The following is a 16828-nucleotide window of genomic DNA, read 5'->3' on the forward strand; positions in this document are numbered from 1 at the left end:
CGGAGTCCCGCAGTCGCGAACGAAAGGCCAGCTCGGTGAGTCTCAGTAGCGACTTGGCTCGCGCCCAGGCCAAGGCGGAGACGCTGATCGAGGCGCTGCCCTGGCTGGCACGTTTCTCCGGCTCGACGGTCGTGGTCAAGTACGGCGGCAACGCCATGACGGATCCGGAGTTGCAGCGGGCGTTCGCCGCCGACATGGTCTTCCTGCGGTACGCCGGTCTGAAGCCCGTGGTGGTGCATGGCGGTGGTCCGCAGATCTCCGCCATGCTGGGCCGCCTCGGCATCGCCAGCGAGTTCCGGGGTGGCCTGCGGGTGACCACCGCCGAGGCGATGGACGTGGTCCGGATGGTGCTGGTCGGGCAGGTGGGCCGCGAGCTGGTCGGTCTGATCAACTCGCACGGTCCGTACGCCGTCGGCCTGTCCGGCGAGGACGCCCGGCTGTTCACCGCGGTGCGCCGCCCGGCGTACGTGGACGGGCAGCCGGTCGACGTCGGTCAGGTCGGGGATGTCGAGTCGGTCGACGTGTCCGCGGTGACCGATCTGATCGAGGCCGGTCGGATTCCGGTGATCTCCACGGTGGCGCCGGACGTGGAGGGGGTGTTGCACAACCTCAACGCGGACACCGCCGCCGCGGCGCTGGCCATCGCGTTGCGGGCCCGAAAGCTGGTCGTGCTCACCGACGTGGCTGGTCTGTACGCCGACTGGCCGGACACCAGCAGCCTGGTCTCCGAGATCGCCGCGGACGACCTGGCCAAGCTGCTGCCGGGCCTCGAATCGGGGATGGTGCCGAAGATGGAGGCCTGCCTGCGGGCGGTGCGTGGGGGAGTGCCCGCAGCGCACGTCGTCGACGGTCGGGTGGCGCACTCGACGTTGCTTGAGGTGTTCACCTCGGAAGGGTTCGGAACGATGGTGGTGCCGGGAGACGGGACGGTCGTGTCATGAGCACGTTGGCGCAGCGGTGGAAGCAGTCCATGATGGACAACTACGGCACGCCGCCGATGGCGTTGGTCTCCGGCGCCGGTGCCGTCGTGGTGGACGACGCCGGTCGGGAATACCTGGACCTGGTGGGTGGCATCGCGGTCAACGCTCTTGGTCACGCCCACCCGGCCGTGGTGGCGGCGGTGTCGAAGCAGGTCGCGACCCTCGGGCACGTCTCCAACCTCTACGTGGCGGAGCCGCCGGTCGCCCTGGCCGAGTTGTTGTTGGCGCTGGCCGGTCGACCCGGCCGGGTCTTCTTCGCCAACTCGGGCGCGGAGGCGAACGAGGCGGCGTTCAAGCTCTCCCGGCGTACCGGCCGCACCCACGTGGTGGCCACCCGGGGCGGTTTTCACGGTCGCACCATGGGTGCCCTCGCGCTGACCGGCCAACCGGCCAAGGCCGACCCGTTCCGGCCGCTGCCCGGCGAGGTGACCCACGTCGACTACGGCGATGTCGCCGCCCTCGACGCGGCGGTCTCCGACGCCACCGCCATGGTGATCCTGGAGCCCATCCAGGGCGAGAACGGTGTGCTCGTCCCACCGGCCGGCTATCTCGCCGCGGCCCGGCGGATCACCGCCCGGCACGGGGCGCTGCTGGTCCTCGACGAGGTGCAGACCGGTATCGGGCGCACCGGGCACTGGTTCGCGCACCAGGCCGAGGGCGTGGAGCCGGACGTGATCACCCTGGCCAAGGGGCTCGGGGGCGGGCTGCCCATCGGTGCCACGGTGGCCTTCGGCCGCGCCGCGGACCTGCTCACCCCCGGCTCGCACGGCACAACCTTCGGCGGCAACCCGGTCAGCTGCGCGGCGGCGCTCGCCGTGGTGGCGACCATCGCCAACGAAGGGCTGCTCGACAATGTCAAGCGGGTCGGTGAGCGGCTGCGTCGCGGCATCGAGGCGCTGGGCCACCCGCTGATCGCCGAGGTACGCGGTGCCGGGCTGCTGCTCGGCGTGGCCCTCACCGCGCCGGTGGCGTCGGTGCTGGCCGAGGCCCTGCGGGAGGCTGGTTTCCTGGTCAACCCGGTGCAGCCGGGTGCGGTCCGGTTGGCTCCGCCGCTGATCCTCACCGCCGCCCAGGCGGACACCTTCCTCGCGGCGTTGCCCGCCGCACTGGACGCGACCGCCCCGGTTGCCGCCGGCGCGCACGGTGCACCATCCACCCTGACCACTACGACGGGGACGACTCGATGACCCGGCACTTCCTGCGCGACGACGACCTCTCGCCCGCCGAGCAGTCCGTGGTCCTCGACCTGGCGGCCCGGATGAAGGCGGACCGGTTCGCCTATCGGCCACTGACCGGCCCCCGCTCGGTGGCGGTGCTCTTCGACAAGCAGAGCCTGCGCACCCGGATCTCGTTCGACGCGGGGATCGCCGAGTTGGGCGGGCATCCTCTCGTCGTGGACACGCAGGTCACCCACTTCGGCCGGGGCGAGGCCCTGGCCGACGCCGGGCGCGTGCTGTCCCGCTACGTCGCGGCCATCGTGCTGCGGACCCACGGCGACGAACGGATCGCCGAGGTGGCGGCCGGCGCCAGTGTGCCGGTGGTCAACGCGCTCACCGATGGTTTCCACCCGTGCCAGTTGCTGGCCGACCTGCTCACCGTCCGGGAGCGGTGTGGCGGCACGGCTGGTCGCACCCTGGCGTACGTCGGGGACGGTGCGAACAACATGGCGCAGTCGTACCTGCTGGCCGGGGCGACGGCCGGGATGCACGTCCGGATCGCCGGCCCGGCCGGGTTCGCCCCCGACGCGGCCGTGGTGGAACGGGCGGCGCAGATCGCCGCGGGCACCGGCGGGTCGGTGCGGGTGCTGACCGACCCGACCCAGGCGGTACGCGGCGCCGACGTGCTGGCGACCGACACCTGGACGTCGATGGGGCAGGAGGCCGACGGGTTGGACCGGATCACCCCGTTCCTGCCGTACCAGGTCAACAAGGAGTTGCTCGGTCACGCGGCACCGGACGCGATCGTGCTGCACTGCCTGCCCGCGCACCGCGGCGAGGAGATCACCGACGAGGTGCTGGACGGCCCGCAGAGCGCGGTCTTCGACCAGGCGGAGAACCGGCTGCACGCCCAGAAGGCGCTGCTGACGTTCCTGCTGGACGCCGAGTCCGGGGGGCTGCGATGACCGCGCCGCTGACGCGCGCGGCCCGGCACGCCCGGATCGTGGAGCTGATCCGCGACCGGGCGATCCGGTCGCAGACCGAGCTGGCCGACCTGCTCGCCGCCGACGGCGTCGGCGTCACCCAGGCCACCCTTTCGCGGGACCTGGAGGAGCTGGGCGCGGTCAAGGTGCGCGGTGGCGATGGCCCGGCCGTCTACCTGATCCCCGAGGACGGCCAGCGGCCGTTGCGCGACGCCGAGGCCGCGCCGGCCCGGCTGGTACGGCTGCTGCGCGAACTGCTCAACGGGGTCGACTCCAGCGGCAACATCGCGGTGCTGCGGACGCCGCCGGGCGCGGCCCAGTACCTGGCCAGCGCGTTGGACCGAGCGGGTCTGCCCGAGATCGTCGGCACCATCGCCGGTGACGACACCATCCTCGTCGTGGCCCGCGAGGCCGTCGGCGGGGCCGCACTGGGCGACAAGCTCGCCGGCTGGGCCCGCCGGGACGACACCCTTGACGGGACCACCACGCCATGACCGACGACCGGTTCGGCGGTGGCGGACAGTGACACCGACGAGCGCGAGCAGTGACCGAGCGCAGCGAGTGCGCCCCGCAGTCGCGAGTGAAAGGCAAGCAGAGCAATGATGAGCGGCGTGGACGACAAGAGCCTGACCGAGAACAGCGCCGCCACCAACCGGACGAGCCTCTGGGGCGGCCGGTTCGCGGGCGGCCCCGCCGAGGCGCTCGCCCGACTGTCGGTGAGCGTGCAGTTCGACTGGCGCCTGGCCCCGTACGACATCGCCGGTTCCCGGGCGCACGCCCGGGTCCTCGCCGGCGCCGGCCTGCTCGATCCGGAGGAGTTGGGCCGGATGCTGGCCGCGCTGGACGACCTGGAGGCCGCCTGCGCCTCCGGTGCGTTCCGTCCCACCATCGACGACGAGGATGTGCACACCGCGCTGGAGCGCGGTCTGCTGGAACGCCTGGGCAGCCTCGGTGGCAAGCTGCGCGCCGGCCGGTCCCGCAACGACCAGGTCGCCACCGACCTGCGGCTCTACCTGCGCGACCACGCCCGGGGCGTGGCCAGCCGCCTGGTCGAGTTGGCCGAGGCGCTGGTCGAGCAGGCCGAGCGGCACATCGACACCGCCGCGCCGGGCATGACCCACCTCCAGCACGCCCAGCCGGTCACCTTCGGGCACTGGCTGCTCGCCCACGTGCAGCCGCTGCTGCGTGACCTGGAGCGGCTGCGTGACTGGGACCACCGGGCGGCGATCAGCCCGCTCGGCGCGGGTGCGCTGGCTGGTTCCGGGCTCCCACTGGACCCGGTGGCCGTGGCCAAGGAGTTGGGCTTCCGCACGTCGTTCGCCAATTCGATGGACGCCGTCGCCGACCGGGACTTCGTGGCCGAGTTCCTCTTCACCACCGCCATGATCGGGGTGCACCTGTCCCGGCTGGGTGAGGAGGTGGTGCTCTGGACCTCGCACGAGTTCGGCTGGGTGGAGCTGGACGACTCGTTCGCCACCGGTTCGTCGATCATGCCCCAGAAGAAGAACGCGGACATCGCCGAGCTGGCCCGGGGCAAGTCCGGGCGGTTGGTCGGCGGTCTGATGACCGTGTTGACCATGCTCAAGGGTCTGCCGATGACCTACGACCGGGACATGCAGGAGGACAAGGAGCCGGCCTTCGACGCGGTCGACACCCTGGAGCTGCTGCTCCCGGCACTGGCGGGAATGATCTCCACGATGACGGTCCGGGTGGACCGTCTCGTCGCCGCCGCCCCGGTCGGCTTCTCCCTCGCCACCGAGGTCGCCGACTGGCTGGTCCGACGCAACGTGCCGTTCCGGGACGCGCACGAGATCACCGGCCAGCTGGTGGCGCTCTGCGCGGCTCGGGAGTGCGAACTGAACGACGTCTCCGACGAGGATCTGGCCGCGATCAGCGGACACCTCGACCCGTCGGTGCGCGACGTGCTCTCGGTCCGTTCGGCCCTCGCGGCCCGGACCACCCCCGGTTCCACCGGCCCCGGCCCGGTCGCCGACCAGCTCGCCGCCGCGGCGGACCGGCTGGCCACCTGGCGGGAGTGGGCCACCGAGCGGGTCGTCCCGCGCTGACCGGGCCGTGGCGTCGGCGCCTGCCGCCGGCGCCGCGGCTGGTTCAGGCCGTTGGGCGCTCCCGCTTCGGGAGCTTGGCCACCACCATGTCGTACGACGCGTCGACCGCCTCGGTCAGTTCCTCGTCGTCGATCCCGCCGTCCAGGCGCAGCGTGTTCCACCCGGAGCGGCCGATGTAGGCCATCACGCTGGCGTCGTCCGGATGCCGGTGCAGCCACTCGTCGGCCACCTCCCGGGTCGGCCCGCACTTGATGCCGACCGTCGGCTTGCCCCCACCGCGGCCGAGGAACGCGAAGATCCGGCTGCCGACCTTCACCACCTCGTCGCCCTCCCAGGGCCGGTCCAGCCATGCTCCCGGCTTGGCCAGGCAGTACGCCAGCATGTCCGTGCGCTCCATGGGTGCCTCCTCGTCGTGCGCACAGTGTGCCCGTCCAACGGTCGTCGCACGCGCGCCGTGCCGGTCGGGCATCGGCTCGCGTCGGCGGATCAGGGGGTCTGCTCGGAGGAGCGGGCGGCGACGCGTTCGTAGCGCTGCCGGGCCGCCTGGGCGCTGCCCAGCCCCAGCCCGAACGCGATCGCCTGCCAGGTCAGCCCTCGGTCGCGGGCCAGCGTCAACAGCCCGGCCTCCAGGGCGTCCAGCTCGGCGCGAACGTGCGGCAGTAGGGTCAGCGCGGCGGTGAGGTCGGCGGCGTCGATCGGCTCCTCCGCGGGCTCGCGCTCGGCCCCGCCGGCGGCGAGCGCGGTGACCAGGGCGACCGCCTCCCACGGGTCCAGCACGTACGGGTGGGCCCAGCGGCCCCGCTGGGCGTCGGAGCTGGCGTGCCGCTCGCTGATGCGGTGCAGCGCCTCGTAGGTGCGGTGGGCGCGGGCATGGGCCGGGTGGGGCACCGTGAACGGGTCGTCCGTGGTCATGTTTCGAGCACACAGCATCAACGGTGCATTGTCAACGGATTGTTGAAGCGGGGCGGCACGGTTCTGCCGTGCCGCCCCGCCACGGTTCAGAGCGACAGCTCGAAGCGGTGCTCGTCGGTGAGGAAGTTGCACACCGCGTCGCAGGAGTTGCCGGTCACCACGCCGAACGCCACGCCGGGGGCGAACGGGCGCTCCGTCGCGGTCACCGCGACCCGGACCTTCTGCGTGGTCGCGTCGCAGACCACCTTCCGGGTGGTCGTGCCGGTCCGCATCGTGTCCCCAATTGCCTGGGCGACCCGCACGGTCAGGTCGACCGTGGTGCGCTGCGAGCAGGTCAGGGTGACCGGGACGAAGACCGCCGCCCCGCTGGCGTCGATCTTGCCGCTGCCATTGAAGGCGACCGCGGTCAGCGGGGCGCCGTCGACCGCGGCACCGGCCCGCAGCGGGGCGTTGGCACTGGCCGACGGGGCGAGGGCAAGCGTGGCGCCGGCTGCGGTCAGGCCGATGGCGATGAGAGGTCGACGGATTCTGCGTACGGTCATGGTGGTTCCTCTCCGAATGCGCCGTCGCGCCCTGCGACGACACTCGTTACACCCGCCAGTCGCCGGGCGGGTTACCACGCGTGGAATGGCGAACGGGTGAACATCGGACGGCTTGCGGTGCCCGGCCGGATCCAGCGGCGGGATGGTCCGGCGGAGGGCTGGGTACCGTTCGGGTCATGGATCTGTCGTCCGCTGACCGCACCACCGACGCCGACCTGGCGGCGCTGGCGGACCTGCTCGCCGGTCCGCTGCTGCCGGCGGCGCGCGGACTGCTGGGGTGCCGGCTGCATGCCGGGGGAGTCACTGTCCGGATCACCGAGGTCGAGGCGTACGCGGGAAGTGGCGGCGATCCCGCCTCGCACGCCCATCGGGGCCCCACCCCGCGTAACGCTGTGATGTTCGGCCCCGCCGGGCACGCCTACGTCTACTTCACCTACGGGATGCACTGGTGCGTCAACGTGGTCACCGGGATCGAGGGGGAAGCGGCCGCCGTGCTGCTGCGCGCCGGGGAGGTGGTCGACGGGCTGGCCACGGCACGGGAGCGCCGGCCGGCCATCCGGCGGGACGTGGACCTCGCCCGGGGGCCCGCCCGGCTCTGCTCCGCGCTCGGCATCGACCGCGAGGCGTACGGGGCGTACCTGCTCGGCGACGGCCCGGTGCGCCTGCGCCCCCCGGCCCGGCCGGTGCCGCGGGAGACGGTGGTTGCCGGTCCCCGGGTCGGCGTGACCGGCGCGCACGACCTGCCCTGGCGGTTCTGGCTCGACGGCGATCCCACGGTCAGCGCGTACCGCCGGCACGTGCCCCGCATCCGGCGCTGAACCCGCCTCGCGGCGTGTGCCTCGCCGAATATGTCGGAGGGTGTGGCCATAATCACCGCACCTGCTCACCGACGGTTCGGAGGTCGTCATGGCAACGCTGCTCGCGATCGGCACAGCCAAGGGATTGTTTCTCGCCACCAGCGCCGACGACCGGCGCAGTTGGGAGATCACCGGTCCGCACTTCCCGATGACCGGTGTCTACGCGGTCGCGGTCGACACCCGTCGTCCGACCCCGCGGCTGCTCGCCGGCATGACCAGCTCACACTTCGGGCCGAGCGTCGCCACCAGTGACGACCTCGGCGTTTCCTGGGACGAGCCCGACCAGGCGCCGGTCGCGTTTCCGGCCGACACCGGCGTCTCCCTCGGGCGGGTCTGGCAGTTGATGCCGGCCGGCCCCGACCAGCCGGACGTGGTCTGGGCCGGCACCGAGCCCTCCGCGCTGTTCAAGTCCACCGACGGTGGTCGCAGCTTCGAGCTGGTCCGCTCCCTCTGGGACCACCCGCACCGTCCCCAGTGGGAGGCCGGCTTCGGTGGTCAGGCCGTGCACACCGTGCTGCCCCACCCGCGCGACCCGGCCCGGTTGCTGGTCGCCATGTCCACCGGCGGGGTCTACCGCTCGGAGGACGCCGGGGCGAGTTGGGCGCCGGGCAACACCGGCATCCGCGCCTACTTCATGCCCGACGAGTGGCCGGAGTTCGGCCAGTGCGTGCACAAGGTCGCCCGGGACTCGGGCAACCCCGAGCGGCTCTACGCGCAGAACCACCACGGCGTCTACCGCTCCGACGACGACGGTCGCACCTGGTCCTCGATCGCCGACGGGCTGCCCAGCGACTTCGGCTTCCCGATGGTGGCCCACCCGGGGCGCAGCGGGATGCTGTGGACCTTCCCGTTGGTGGCCGACGGCGAGCGATTCCCGACCGATCACCGCTGCCGGGTGTTCCGTTCCGCCGACGCCGGCGGCAAATGGGAGCCGCTGTCGGTCGGGCTACCCGAGGGGCCGTTCTATCCAGCGGTGCTGCGGGACGCGATGTGCGCCGATGACGCCACTCCCGGCGGGGTCTACTTCGGCACCCGCTCCGGCTCGGTCTTCGCCAGCCGCGACGAGGGTGACTCCTGGTCGTTGGTGGCGGCGCACCTGCCCGACGTGCTCTGCGTTCGCACGGCGGAGGTCTGATCGTGGTCACCGTGCTGTTGCCCGGCCCGCTGCGCGGCGAGGCCGGCGGCGCGAGTCGGCTGAGTGTCACCGCCGCCGGGACGCTGCGGGCGGTCCTCGACGAGATGGCCGTCGCGCATCCCCGGCTGGCGCGGCGCATCCGTGACGAGCGGGGCGAGCTGCGCCGCTACGTCAACGTCTTCGTCGATGGGGAAGACTGCCGGCACTCCGGCGGTCTGGCCACCCCGGTCAAGGACGGCGCGGAGGTGCAGGTGCTGCCCTCGGTGGCGGGCGGCTGAGCGAGCGACGTCGAGGAGTGTCCGACCCGAATGTCGGGTTGTGGAGGTGATCGGGGCCACTGCCAGACGTCCCGCCGACGGAATAGTTGCGTCGTCAAATAAGTTGTGAGCTGCGTCCGGGTACCACGGCGGCACCCGGTTGACACGCGAGGAGCTGGTCATGCAGTTCGGAATCTTCACCGTCGGTGACGTCACGGTCGATCCGACCACCGGTCGGGAGCCGACCGAGCATGAGCGGATCAAGGCGATGGTCGCGATCGCGCTGAAGGCCGAAGAGGTCGGCCTGGACGTCTTCGCCACCGGCGAGCACCACAACCCGCCGTTCGTGCCGTCGTCGCCGACCACCATGCTCGGCCACATCGCGGCACGCACCGAGCGGCTGTTGCTCTCCACCTCCACCACGCTGATCACCACCAACGACCCGGTGAAGATCGCCGAGGACTACGCGATGCTCCAGCACCTCGCCGACGGCCGGGTGGACCTGATGATGGGCCGCGGCAACACCGGCCCGGTCTACCCGTGGTTCGGCAAGGACATCCGCGCCGGCATCCCGCTCGCGATCGAGAACTACGACCTGCTGCACCGGCTGTGGCGCGAGGACGTGGTCGACTGGAAGGGCAAGTACCGCACCCCGTTGCAGTCGTTCACCTCGACGCCGCGCCCGCTCGACGGAGTCCCGCCGTTCGTCTGGCACGGTTCGATCCGCAGCCCGGAGATCGCCGAGCAGGCCGCGTACTACGGCGACGGCTTCTTCGCCAACCACATCTTCTGGCCCAAGGAGCACACCCAGCGGATGGTCGGGCTCTACCGCCAGCGGTACGCGCACTACGGCCACGGCTCCGCCGACCAGGCGATCGTCGGCCTCGGTGGGCAGGTGTTCATGCGCCGCAAGTCGCAGGACGCGGTCCGGGAGTTCCGGCCCTACTTCGACAACGCCCCGGTCTACGGGCACGGGCCGTCGCTGGAGGAGTTCACCCGGGAGACCCCGCTGACCGTGGGCAGCCCGCAGCAGGTCATCGACCGCACGCTCGGCTTCCGTGAGTACGTCGGTGACTACCAGCGGCAGCTGTTCCTGATGGACCACGCGGGGCTGCCGCTGAAGACCGTGCTGGAGCAGCTCGACCTGCTCGGCGAGGAGGTCGTGCCGGTGCTGCGCAAGGAGTTCGCCGCGCTGCGTCCGGCGCACGTGCCGGAGGCGCCGACGCACGCCTCGCTGGTCGCCGCGGCGGGCGGCGCCAAGGACAACACCGTGCACGCCGTCGACGACGTGACCGGCAAGGCGCCGGAGGAGGCGACCCGATGACCCGCCGCACCCTGGCCGTGATCTCGGCGGGGCTGAGTCAGCCCTCGTCGACCCGGCTGCTCGCCGACCAGCTCGCCGCGGCCACCCGCGACGAGTTGGTCCGGCGCGGCTCCGACGTGGAGCTGCACGTCGTCGACCTGCGGGAGTACGCCCACGACGTGGTCAACAACATGCTCACCGGGTTCGCGCCGGCAGCGCTGCGCGAGGTCATCGACACGGTGACCGGGGCGGACGGGATCATCGCCGTCACCCCGATCTTCAGCGCCTCGTACAACGGGCTGTTCAAGTCCTTCTTCGACGTGTTGGATTCCGGGTCGCTGGTCGACCGGCCGGTGTTGATCGGCGCCACCGGCGGCACCGCCCGGCACTCGTTGGCGCTGGAGCACGCCATCCGCCCGATGTTCGCCTACCTCCGGTCGGTGGTCGTCCCGACCGCGGTCTTCGCCGCACCGGAGGACTGGGCGGACGGCACCGCCGACGGCGCGTTGCGCGGCCGGATCCGGCGCGCCGCCGCGGAGTTGGCCGACCAGATCGAGCACCGGCCACCGGCCACCGGCCCGGCCGACCCGTTCGCCCTCACCACCAATTTCCTGGAGATGCTCGGCCGAGGCGACGCGCCGGTCAGCTGACCGGGTGGGCGACCAGCACCGGGCAGTGCGCGTGGTGGATCACCGCCTGACTGACCGACCCGAGCAGCAGACCGGCGAACCCGGCCCGGCCCCGGGTGCCCACGACCAGCAGCGACGCCGAGCCGCTGGCCTCGATGAGCCCCTGGGCCGCGCCGGCCGCCCGGACCGGATGCTCCCGCACCACCAGGCCCGGGTGCTCGCCGCGCACCGCGGCCGAGGCGTCGGCGAGGAGCCGCACCGCCTCGGCCTGGTACGCGGCCTGCGACTCCTCGACCTCCTCCGGCACCGTCCGGCCCTCGCCTGACGGGCCGACGTGCACCAGCACCAGCGGCACGTCCCGCAGCGCCGCCTCGTCGGCGCCGAAGCGAACGGCGAGCTGCGACGACTCGGACCCGTCGACACCGACCACCACCGGGGCGTCCACCGGGATCGGCTGCTCGTCCGGGCGGACCACCAGCACCGGGCAGTGCGCGTGCGCGGCCACCTGCGCGCCGACCGAGCCGAGCAGCAGCCCGGCGAACCCGCCCAGCCCGCGGCTGCCCACCACGACCAGGTCTGCCCGCCGGGACTCCTCGACCATGGTCGCCCCCGGACCGCCGGCGACCTGACGCACCTCCACGGCGAGGCCGGGCCACCGGTCGACCAGCTCGGCCGCCGTGCGCTCCAGCATCTCCTGCGCCTCCTCGGAGGGCCCCGGCATCCCGACGTCGTACGGGTTGAGCGGCACGCCGTAGCCGAACGGGTGCAGGTAGCCGTGCACCAGCAGCAGCGGTCGGGACCGGAGCAGGGCGGCCCGCGCCGCGTGCTCGGCGGCGACGAGGCTGGACGGTGATCCGTCCACGCCCACCACGACAGGTCGGTTCATCGGCGCTCCCTGGGTCGGTGGGTTCATTGTCGACCGCTCGACCGCACCGCCGGGGCTGGACGCGCCGGCCCCGGCGTTACCGGCTGAGTGCGCGTCCCCTTTTCTGACACCCCTGTGCGTACCCTCGTCCGGTGACTTCTGATCTGCGGCTGCGCCCGGTGCTGGAGGACGACCTCGTCGAGTTCTTCCTGCACCAGCAGGACCCGGAGGCCAACCGGATGGCCGCCTTCGGTCCCAAGGACCCGTCCGACCGACGTGAGTTCGCCCAGCACTGGGTCCGGGTGCTCACCAACCCGGCGAACCTGGTCCGCACCGTCGAGGTCGACGGCGAGGTGGTCGGCTACGTGAGCGCCTTTCCGGTCGAGGGGCAGACCGAGGTCAGCTACTGGATCGACCCGGCGCGCTGGGGCCGGGGTCACGCCACGGCGGCCCTGGCCGCCCTGCTGCGGGAGCTGCCCCGGCCGGTGCACGCCCGCGCCGCCAAGGACAACGCCGCCTCCCTCGCGGTGCTCCGCAAGTGCGGCTTCGTGGTGGTCGGTGAGGACTCGGGGTACGCCAACGGCCGCGGCGAAGAGGTCGAGGAGTGGCTGCTGGAGCTGCCCGCCGACGCCGCTGACCTGGGCGGGCACTAGTCTCGCGGGGTGAACTGGTTGGATCTCGTCGGCTGGGCCGGCTCCGCGGTGCTGGTCTGGTCACTGCTGCAGTCGCGCGTCCTGCGACTGCGGGCGCTCAACCTCGTCGGCAGCGTCGTGCTGATCGGCTACAACGCCGCGATCGAGGTCTGGCCCATGGTCGGGCTCAACGTCGTGCTCGCGGCGATCAACATCTGGTACCTGCGCGGGATGCTCGCCACCCGGCACGACGAGAAGACCTACCAGGTCGTGGAGGTCGGCGTCGGCGACCAGTTCCTCGCCCACACGATGCGGGTGCACGCCACCGACATCGCCCGGTTCAACCCCGACTTCCACTGGGATCCGGGCGCGTCGGGGCGCTCCGCGTTCCTGGTGGTCACCGCGGACGAGGTGGTCGGGGTGGTGCTGTCGCACGCCGAGGCGCGCGGCGTCGCCCAGATCGACCTGGACTACGTGACGCCGAAGTTCCGTGACTTCACCCCGGGCGAGTTCGTCTACCGGCGCAGTCACCTGTTCACCGAACGAGGCTTCCACCGGGTGGTCAGCCCACCCCGGATGGTCGCCCCCTACTACCACCGTCTCGGCTTCCGCCCGGAGGGCGACTCCTACGTCCTCGACCTACCGGCGTCACCGGCCACCGATTCGGCGTAGCGTCGCCGGGGCAGGATTCGGCCGGTGCCGGACGGGGCAAAGACAACGCCTACGCCGGGCGGGCTCGCCGACCGGCGGGTGCCGCGCGTACCGGCCGGCGCCACCACCGCAGAGGGAGCGAACCGGGCGTGCAGAGCTACGGGAGCCAACTGGCCCTGGTCGGAGTCCTGGTCGTGATCAACGCGCTCTTCGCGGGCAGCGAGATGGCGTTGGTGTCGCTGCGGGACAGCCAGATCCAGCGGTTGGAGCGCACCAGCCGGGCCGGGCGGGTGCTGGCCCGGCTCGCCAAGGACCCGAACCGCTTCCTGGCCACCATCCAGATCGGCATCACCCTCGCCGGTTTCCTGGCCTCCGCCGCCGCGGCGGTCTCCCTGGCCAAACCCCTCGTGCCGCTGCTCGGGGTGTTCGGCGGCGCCGCCGAGACGGTGGCGATCGTGGCGGTGACGCTCGCGCTGACCTTCGTCACCCTGGTCTTCGGCGAGTTGGCGCCCAAGCGGATCGCCATGCAGTCCGCCGAGCGATGGGCACTGCTGGTGGCCCGTCCACTCGACCTGCTCGCCAGCCTCACCCGGCCGGCCGTCTGGGCGCTCGGCGCCACCAGCGACGTGGTGGTCCGCCTGGTCGGGCTCAACCCCAAGCACCAGCCGGAGGAGATCGGCCCGGACGAGCTGCGCGACATCGTCGCCGGCAACCATGGCTTCACCAAGGAGCAGCGCACCATCATCGCGGGCGCCGTGGAGATCGCCGACCGGCGGTTGCGAGCTGTCCTCGTACCCCGGTTGCAGGTTTTCACGCTCGACAGCGGGACCACCGCGGAGGCCGCGCGGCTCGTGCTGGCCGCCACCGGGCACTCCCGGGCTCCGGTCGTGCGCCACGGCGGCCTGGACGACACGGCCGGAATGATCCACCTGCGTGACCTGGTGGGCGTGCCCGCCGACCGGCCGGTCGACGAGATCGCCCGACCGCCGATGCTGCTGCCCGAGTCGCTACCGGTGGTGGACGCGCTGCGTCAGTTCAAGGCCGAGCGCCAGCACATCGCGCTCGTCGTGGACGAGCGCGGCGCGGTCGACGGCATCGTGACGTTGGAGGACATCCTGGAGGAGATCGTCGGCGAGATCTACGACGAGACCGACCGGGACGGATACTCGGTGCGCCGTGAACCGGACGGCGCCATGGTGCTGCCCGGCACCTTCCCGGTGCACGACCTCCCGGACATCGGCGTCGAGCTGCCATCGCGCCCAGACGGCGACTACACCACCGTCGCCGGGCTGGTGCTGGCCCGGCTCGGACACATCCCCACCGTCGCCGGGGAGGACGTCACGCTGGACGGCTGGGTGCTGGTCGTGGCCGGCATCGACCACCGGGCGATCACCGAGGTACGACTCAGCCGCCTACCCGACGAAGCCGACGCCAACGCCGACCAGGCCGTCGAGCCGGTGCTGGACGAGGTCCACGGGTGACCCGGCCGGTGCATGCCGCCGCTCAGGAGCGGGAGAGGTTCTGCAGCCGGACCTGACCACGCGCGACCAGTCGCTCGTCGGCGTCGGTGATCTCCACCTGCCAGAGCTGCTGGCTGCGGCCCCGGTGCACCGGGGTGCCCACCGCGGTCAGCTCGCCGTCCCGGACGGCCCGCAGGAAGTCGGTCTGGTTCGACACCCCGACCACGGTGCCCCGGTCGGCCAGCCAGAGGGAGCCACCCACGCTGGCCGCGGTCTCCACGACCGAGCAGTACACCCCGCCGTGCTGGATGCCGAACGGCTGGTGCAGCTCCGGACGGACCTGCCAGCTGATGACCACCCGGTCGGCGCTGGCCTCCTCGAACGTGAGGCCGAGCAGGGCGACGAGACCGCCCGTCAGATCCGGAATCTCCATGGCAAAGCCCTCCTTGATCAACGGGGCGCAAGCCTAACCGGGGCGGGTTGCGCCAAACCCGGTACGGGTCAGCGCTGGCGATGGGGGAGAATCGGTGACCGTGACCGACAGCAGCCTCCCGCCGCCCGGGCGGGCCTCCCTGACCGATGACCTGCTCTGGCGTGGCCTGATCCAGGACTCGACCGGCCTCGACGAGCTGCGCGAGCTGCTCGACGGTGGGAGCGCCGCCACCTACTACGTGGGCTTCGACCCCACCGCCCCGAGCCTGCACGTCGGCAACCTCATGCAGGTCCTCATGGCCCGCCGGCTGCAACTCGCCGGCCATCGCCCGTTGCTGCTGGTCGGCGGGGCCACCGGGCAGATCGGCGACCCGAAGGAGAGCGCCGAGCGGGCCCTCAACCCGACCGAGGTGATCGCCGGCTGGGTCGAGCGGATCCGCGAGCAGCTCGCGCCCTTCGTGTCGTACACCGGGGACAACGCGGCGCAGTTGGTCAACAACCTGGACTGGACCGGCGAGATGTCGATCGTCGAGTTCCTCCGCGACGTGGGCAAACACTTCCCGGTGAACAAGATGCTCGCGCGGGAGGTGGTGCGGGCCCGGCTGGAGACCGGCATCAGCTTCACCGAGTTCAGCTACCAGCTCCTACAGGCCAACGATTTCTTCGAGCTGCATCGCCGGCACGGCTGCCAGCTCCAGTTCGGTGGTTCCGACCAGTGGGGCAACATCACCGCCGGCGTCGACTACGTACGCCGGCGTGGTGCGGGGCCGGTGCAGGCGTTCACCACGCCACTCGTCACCAAGGCCGACGGTACGAAGTTCGGCAAGAGCGAGGGCGGCGCGGTCTGGCTCGACCCCACGATGACCAGCCCGTACGCGTTCTACCAGTTCTGGCTCAACGTCGAGGACCAGGAGGTCGACCGCTACCTGCGGTACTTCAGCTTCCGGTCCCGCGACGAGTTGGAAGAGCTGGCGAAGGCGACCGCCGAGCGGCCGGCGGCCCGCCTGGCGCAGCGGGCGCTCGCCGAGGAGCTGACCACCCTGGTGCATGGCGCCGACGAGACCCGGCAGGCGATCGCCGCCAGCCAGGCCCTCTTCGGCCGCGGATCGTTGGACGACCTGGCCCCGGAGACCCTGCGCGCGGCCCTGACCGAGGCGGGCCTGGTACGCCTCACCGGCGAATTGCCGGATGTGGCGGGTCTGCTGCGGGACTCCGGGCTCGTCAGTGGTCTCAAGGAGGCCCGGCGGGTGATCGCCGAGGGCGGCGCCTACGTCAACAACAACCGGGTGACCGAGGTGGACGCCGGGGTGTCACCGGCGGATCTGCTGCACGGGCGATACCTGGTGCTGCGGCGGGGGAAACGCTCGTTCGCAGGCGTTGAGCTGGGTGAATAGCCGTCCGTCGACGATGTGACGGGGGACGCGTCCGGCGGATTTGACGATCATCCCGCCGGACGCGTAACTTTCTCTCTGTCAGCGCGGAACGGACGAAACAGGCGAAAGCCTGAAACGGCCGGAGCGCCGGGCAACGACCTCGGGGGTCGGGCGGGTTTGCCGGCCGGAGCCCCAACCGGGAGGTGCCGCCAGAAACGCCGCGAGGCGGATTTGGTGCGGCGAAACCGACCGGGTATGGTTACGAACCGGCAGGGCACCGGGCGGGTCGCGAGAAATCGCGACGGCCGGCCTGCCGAATCCATGACGATGGCGGCGCAAGCCGGTTGAGACATGGTGCCCGCATTATCGGGTGAAGCACGACGAACCGCGAAACATCGGTTTGACACGGCGGAAACGAGCGGGTAACGTAGTAAAAGTGCCTGGCGCTGGAAAGCGCTACGGACACGGTGCGAAAAGCCCCGGGTTGGGGTTCCACTGTGGTGGGGCTTCTGGTCGGTGTGTGGTTGTTCTTTGAGAACTCAACAGGGTGCTTGTAAAGCCAGTGCCAATTATGATTTATACCCCGGACTGGTC

19 protein-coding genes are annotated in these 16828 nt (G+C 71.8%); 14 read left to right on the plus strand and 5 right to left on the minus strand.

What is annotated here, in order from left to right; translation table 11 throughout:
• Positions 1–35: 35 nt before the first annotated feature.
• The 5 genes from argB to argH all read left to right on the plus strand — a co-directional run bounded on the left by argB (position 36) and on the right by argH (position 5186).
• Positions 36–941 (plus strand): acetylglutamate kinase, encoded by a 906-nt coding sequence (gene argB / locus ACIBF8_RS05955; RefSeq protein WP_396781220.1) that lies wholly within the window; start codon positions 36–38, stop codon positions 939–941.
• Positions 938–2167, plus strand: a complete 1230-nt coding sequence (locus ACIBF8_RS05960) for an acetylornithine transaminase (protein ID WP_396781222.1) — start codon at positions 938–940, stop codon at positions 2165–2167. Before argB ends, ACIBF8_RS05960 begins: the two co-directional genes overlap by 4 nt.
• A complete protein-coding gene (gene argF / locus ACIBF8_RS05965) occupies positions 2164–3102 on the plus strand; it encodes an ornithine carbamoyltransferase (protein WP_396781223.1) in 939 nt (312 codons plus the stop codon). The genes ACIBF8_RS05960 and argF overlap by 4 nt, the downstream gene beginning before the upstream one ends.
• Positions 3099–3614: an arginine repressor gene (locus ACIBF8_RS05970; protein WP_396781224.1), complete on the plus strand. Its 516-nt coding sequence runs from the start codon at positions 3099–3101 to the stop codon at positions 3612–3614. The genes argF and ACIBF8_RS05970 overlap by 4 nt, the downstream gene beginning before the upstream one ends.
• 108 nt (positions 3615–3722) lie before the next feature.
• On the plus strand, positions 3723–5186 hold the full coding sequence (gene argH, locus ACIBF8_RS05975) for an argininosuccinate lyase (RefSeq protein WP_396781225.1): 1464 nt from the start codon (positions 3723–3725) through the stop codon (positions 5184–5186).
• Positions 5187–5229: 43 nt separating this feature from the next.
• Here the strand turns inward: argH and ACIBF8_RS05980 are convergent, their stop codons facing one another.
• The 3 genes from ACIBF8_RS05980 to ACIBF8_RS05990 form a co-directional block, all read right to left on the minus strand.
• Entirely contained in the window at positions 5230–5583 is a 354-nt protein-coding gene (locus ACIBF8_RS05980) for an MmcQ/YjbR family DNA-binding protein (RefSeq protein ID WP_396781226.1), read from the minus strand.
• A gap of 89 nt (positions 5584–5672) precedes the next feature.
• Positions 5673–6098, minus strand: a complete 426-nt coding sequence (locus ACIBF8_RS05985) for a DNA-binding protein (RefSeq protein ID WP_396781227.1) — start codon at positions 6096–6098, stop codon at positions 5673–5675.
• A gap of 86 nt (positions 6099–6184) precedes the next feature.
• Complete coding sequence (locus ACIBF8_RS05990; protein WP_396781228.1) at positions 6185–6640, minus strand: hypothetical protein; 456 nt, start codon at positions 6638–6640, stop codon at positions 6185–6187.
• A 176-nt stretch (positions 6641–6816) separates the two neighbouring features.
• Between ACIBF8_RS05990 and ACIBF8_RS05995 the strand changes: the two genes are divergently transcribed.
• From ACIBF8_RS05995 to ACIBF8_RS06015, 5 genes are all read left to right on the plus strand, one after another.
• Entirely contained in the window at positions 6817–7458 is a 642-nt protein-coding gene (locus ACIBF8_RS05995; protein ID WP_396781229.1) for a DNA-3-methyladenine glycosylase, read from the plus strand.
• 88 nt (positions 7459–7546) lie between these two features.
• Positions 7547–8632: a WD40/YVTN/BNR-like repeat-containing protein gene (locus ACIBF8_RS06000; RefSeq protein ID WP_396781230.1), complete on the plus strand. Its 1086-nt coding sequence runs from the start codon at positions 7547–7549 to the stop codon at positions 8630–8632.
• 2 nt (positions 8633–8634) lie between these two features.
• The gene (locus ACIBF8_RS06005) at positions 8635–8910 is read left to right on the plus strand and encodes a ubiquitin-like small modifier protein 1 (protein WP_396781231.1); all 276 of its coding nucleotides are present in this window, start codon (positions 8635–8637) and stop codon (positions 8908–8910) included.
• Between the two features lie 160 nt (positions 8911–9070).
• Entirely contained in the window at positions 9071–10213 is a 1143-nt protein-coding gene (locus ACIBF8_RS06010; protein WP_396781232.1) for an LLM class flavin-dependent oxidoreductase, read from the plus strand.
• Positions 10210–10842, plus strand: coding sequence for an FMN reductase (locus ACIBF8_RS06015; RefSeq protein WP_396781233.1), 633 nt, complete (start codon positions 10210–10212; stop codon positions 10840–10842). The genes ACIBF8_RS06010 and ACIBF8_RS06015 overlap by 4 nt, the downstream gene beginning before the upstream one ends.
• On the opposite strand, the gene ACIBF8_RS06020 is transcribed toward ACIBF8_RS06015, so the two are convergent.
• On the minus strand, positions 10835–11707 hold the full coding sequence (locus ACIBF8_RS06020; RefSeq protein WP_396781234.1) for a universal stress protein: 873 nt from the start codon (positions 11705–11707) through the stop codon (positions 10835–10837). The two genes, ACIBF8_RS06015 and ACIBF8_RS06020, sit on opposite strands and share 8 nt — an antisense overlap.
• A gap of 131 nt (positions 11708–11838) precedes the next feature.
• Between ACIBF8_RS06020 and ACIBF8_RS06025 the strand changes: the two genes are divergently transcribed.
• From ACIBF8_RS06025 to ACIBF8_RS06035, 3 genes are all read left to right on the plus strand, one after another.
• Complete coding sequence (locus ACIBF8_RS06025; RefSeq protein WP_396781235.1) at positions 11839–12339, plus strand: GNAT family N-acetyltransferase; 501 nt, start codon at positions 11839–11841, stop codon at positions 12337–12339.
• Positions 12340–12348: 9 nt separating this feature from the next.
• A complete protein-coding gene (locus tag ACIBF8_RS06030) occupies positions 12349–12990 on the plus strand; it encodes a hypothetical protein (RefSeq protein WP_396781236.1) in 642 nt (213 codons plus the stop codon).
• A gap of 128 nt (positions 12991–13118) precedes the next feature.
• Complete coding sequence (locus tag ACIBF8_RS06035) at positions 13119–14450, plus strand: hemolysin family protein (RefSeq protein WP_396781237.1); 1332 nt, start codon at positions 13119–13121, stop codon at positions 14448–14450.
• Positions 14451–14472: 22 nt separating this feature from the next.
• Here ACIBF8_RS06035 and ACIBF8_RS06040 read toward each other — a convergent pair whose 3' ends face one another.
• On the minus strand, positions 14473–14862 hold the full coding sequence (locus ACIBF8_RS06040; RefSeq protein ID WP_396781238.1) for a PaaI family thioesterase: 390 nt from the start codon (positions 14860–14862) through the stop codon (positions 14473–14475).
• A gap of 100 nt (positions 14863–14962) precedes the next feature.
• On the opposite strand from ACIBF8_RS06040, the gene tyrS reads away from it, so the two are divergent.
• Positions 14963–16255, plus strand: a complete 1293-nt coding sequence (gene tyrS / locus ACIBF8_RS06045) for a tyrosine--tRNA ligase (RefSeq protein ID WP_396781261.1) — start codon at positions 14963–14965, stop codon at positions 16253–16255.
• Positions 16256–16828 lie beyond the last annotated feature (573 nt).

It is taken from the genome of Micromonospora sp. NPDC050276 (genome assembly GCF_044459545.1).
Lineage (GTDB): Bacteria > Actinomycetota > Actinomycetes > Mycobacteriales > Micromonosporaceae > Micromonospora.

Bases quoted from the DNA above. Each gene is read 5' to 3' on its own strand.
- ACIBF8_RS05960 (WP_396781222.1), top strand. From the start codon at position 938: ATGAGCACGTTGGCGCAGCGGTGGAAGCAGTCCATGATGGACAACTAC.
- argF (WP_396781223.1), top strand. From the start codon at position 2,164: ATGACCCGGCACTTCCTGCGCGACGACGACCTCTCGCCCGCCGAGCAG.
- ACIBF8_RS05970 (WP_396781224.1), top strand. From the start codon at position 3,099: ATGACCGCGCCGCTGACGCGCGCGGCCCGGCACGCCCGGATCGTGGAG.
- argH (WP_396781225.1), top strand. From the start codon at position 3,723: ATGAGCGGCGTGGACGACAAGAGCCTGACCGAGAACAGCGCCGCCACC.
- ACIBF8_RS05980 (WP_396781226.1), bottom strand. From the start codon at position 5,583: ATGGAGCGCACGGACATGCTGGCGTACTGCCTGGCCAAGCCGGGAGCA.
- ACIBF8_RS05985 (WP_396781227.1), bottom strand. From the start codon at position 6,098: ATGACCACGGACGACCCGTTCACGGTGCCCCACCCGGCCCATGCCCGC.
- ACIBF8_RS05990 (WP_396781228.1), bottom strand. From the start codon at position 6,640: ATGACCGTACGCAGAATCCGTCGACCTCTCATCGCCATCGGCCTGACC.
- ACIBF8_RS05995 (WP_396781229.1), top strand. From the start codon at position 6,817: ATGGATCTGTCGTCCGCTGACCGCACCACCGACGCCGACCTGGCGGCG.
- ACIBF8_RS06000 (WP_396781230.1), top strand. From the start codon at position 7,547: ATGGCAACGCTGCTCGCGATCGGCACAGCCAAGGGATTGTTTCTCGCC.
- ACIBF8_RS06010 (WP_396781232.1), top strand. From the start codon at position 9,071: ATGCAGTTCGGAATCTTCACCGTCGGTGACGTCACGGTCGATCCGACC.
- ACIBF8_RS06015 (WP_396781233.1), top strand. From the start codon at position 10,210: ATGACCCGCCGCACCCTGGCCGTGATCTCGGCGGGGCTGAGTCAGCCC.
- ACIBF8_RS06020 (WP_396781234.1), bottom strand. From the start codon at position 11,707: ATGAACCGACCTGTCGTGGTGGGCGTGGACGGATCACCGTCCAGCCTC.
- ACIBF8_RS06040 (WP_396781238.1), bottom strand. From the start codon at position 14,862: ATGGAGATTCCGGATCTGACGGGCGGTCTCGTCGCCCTGCTCGGCCTC.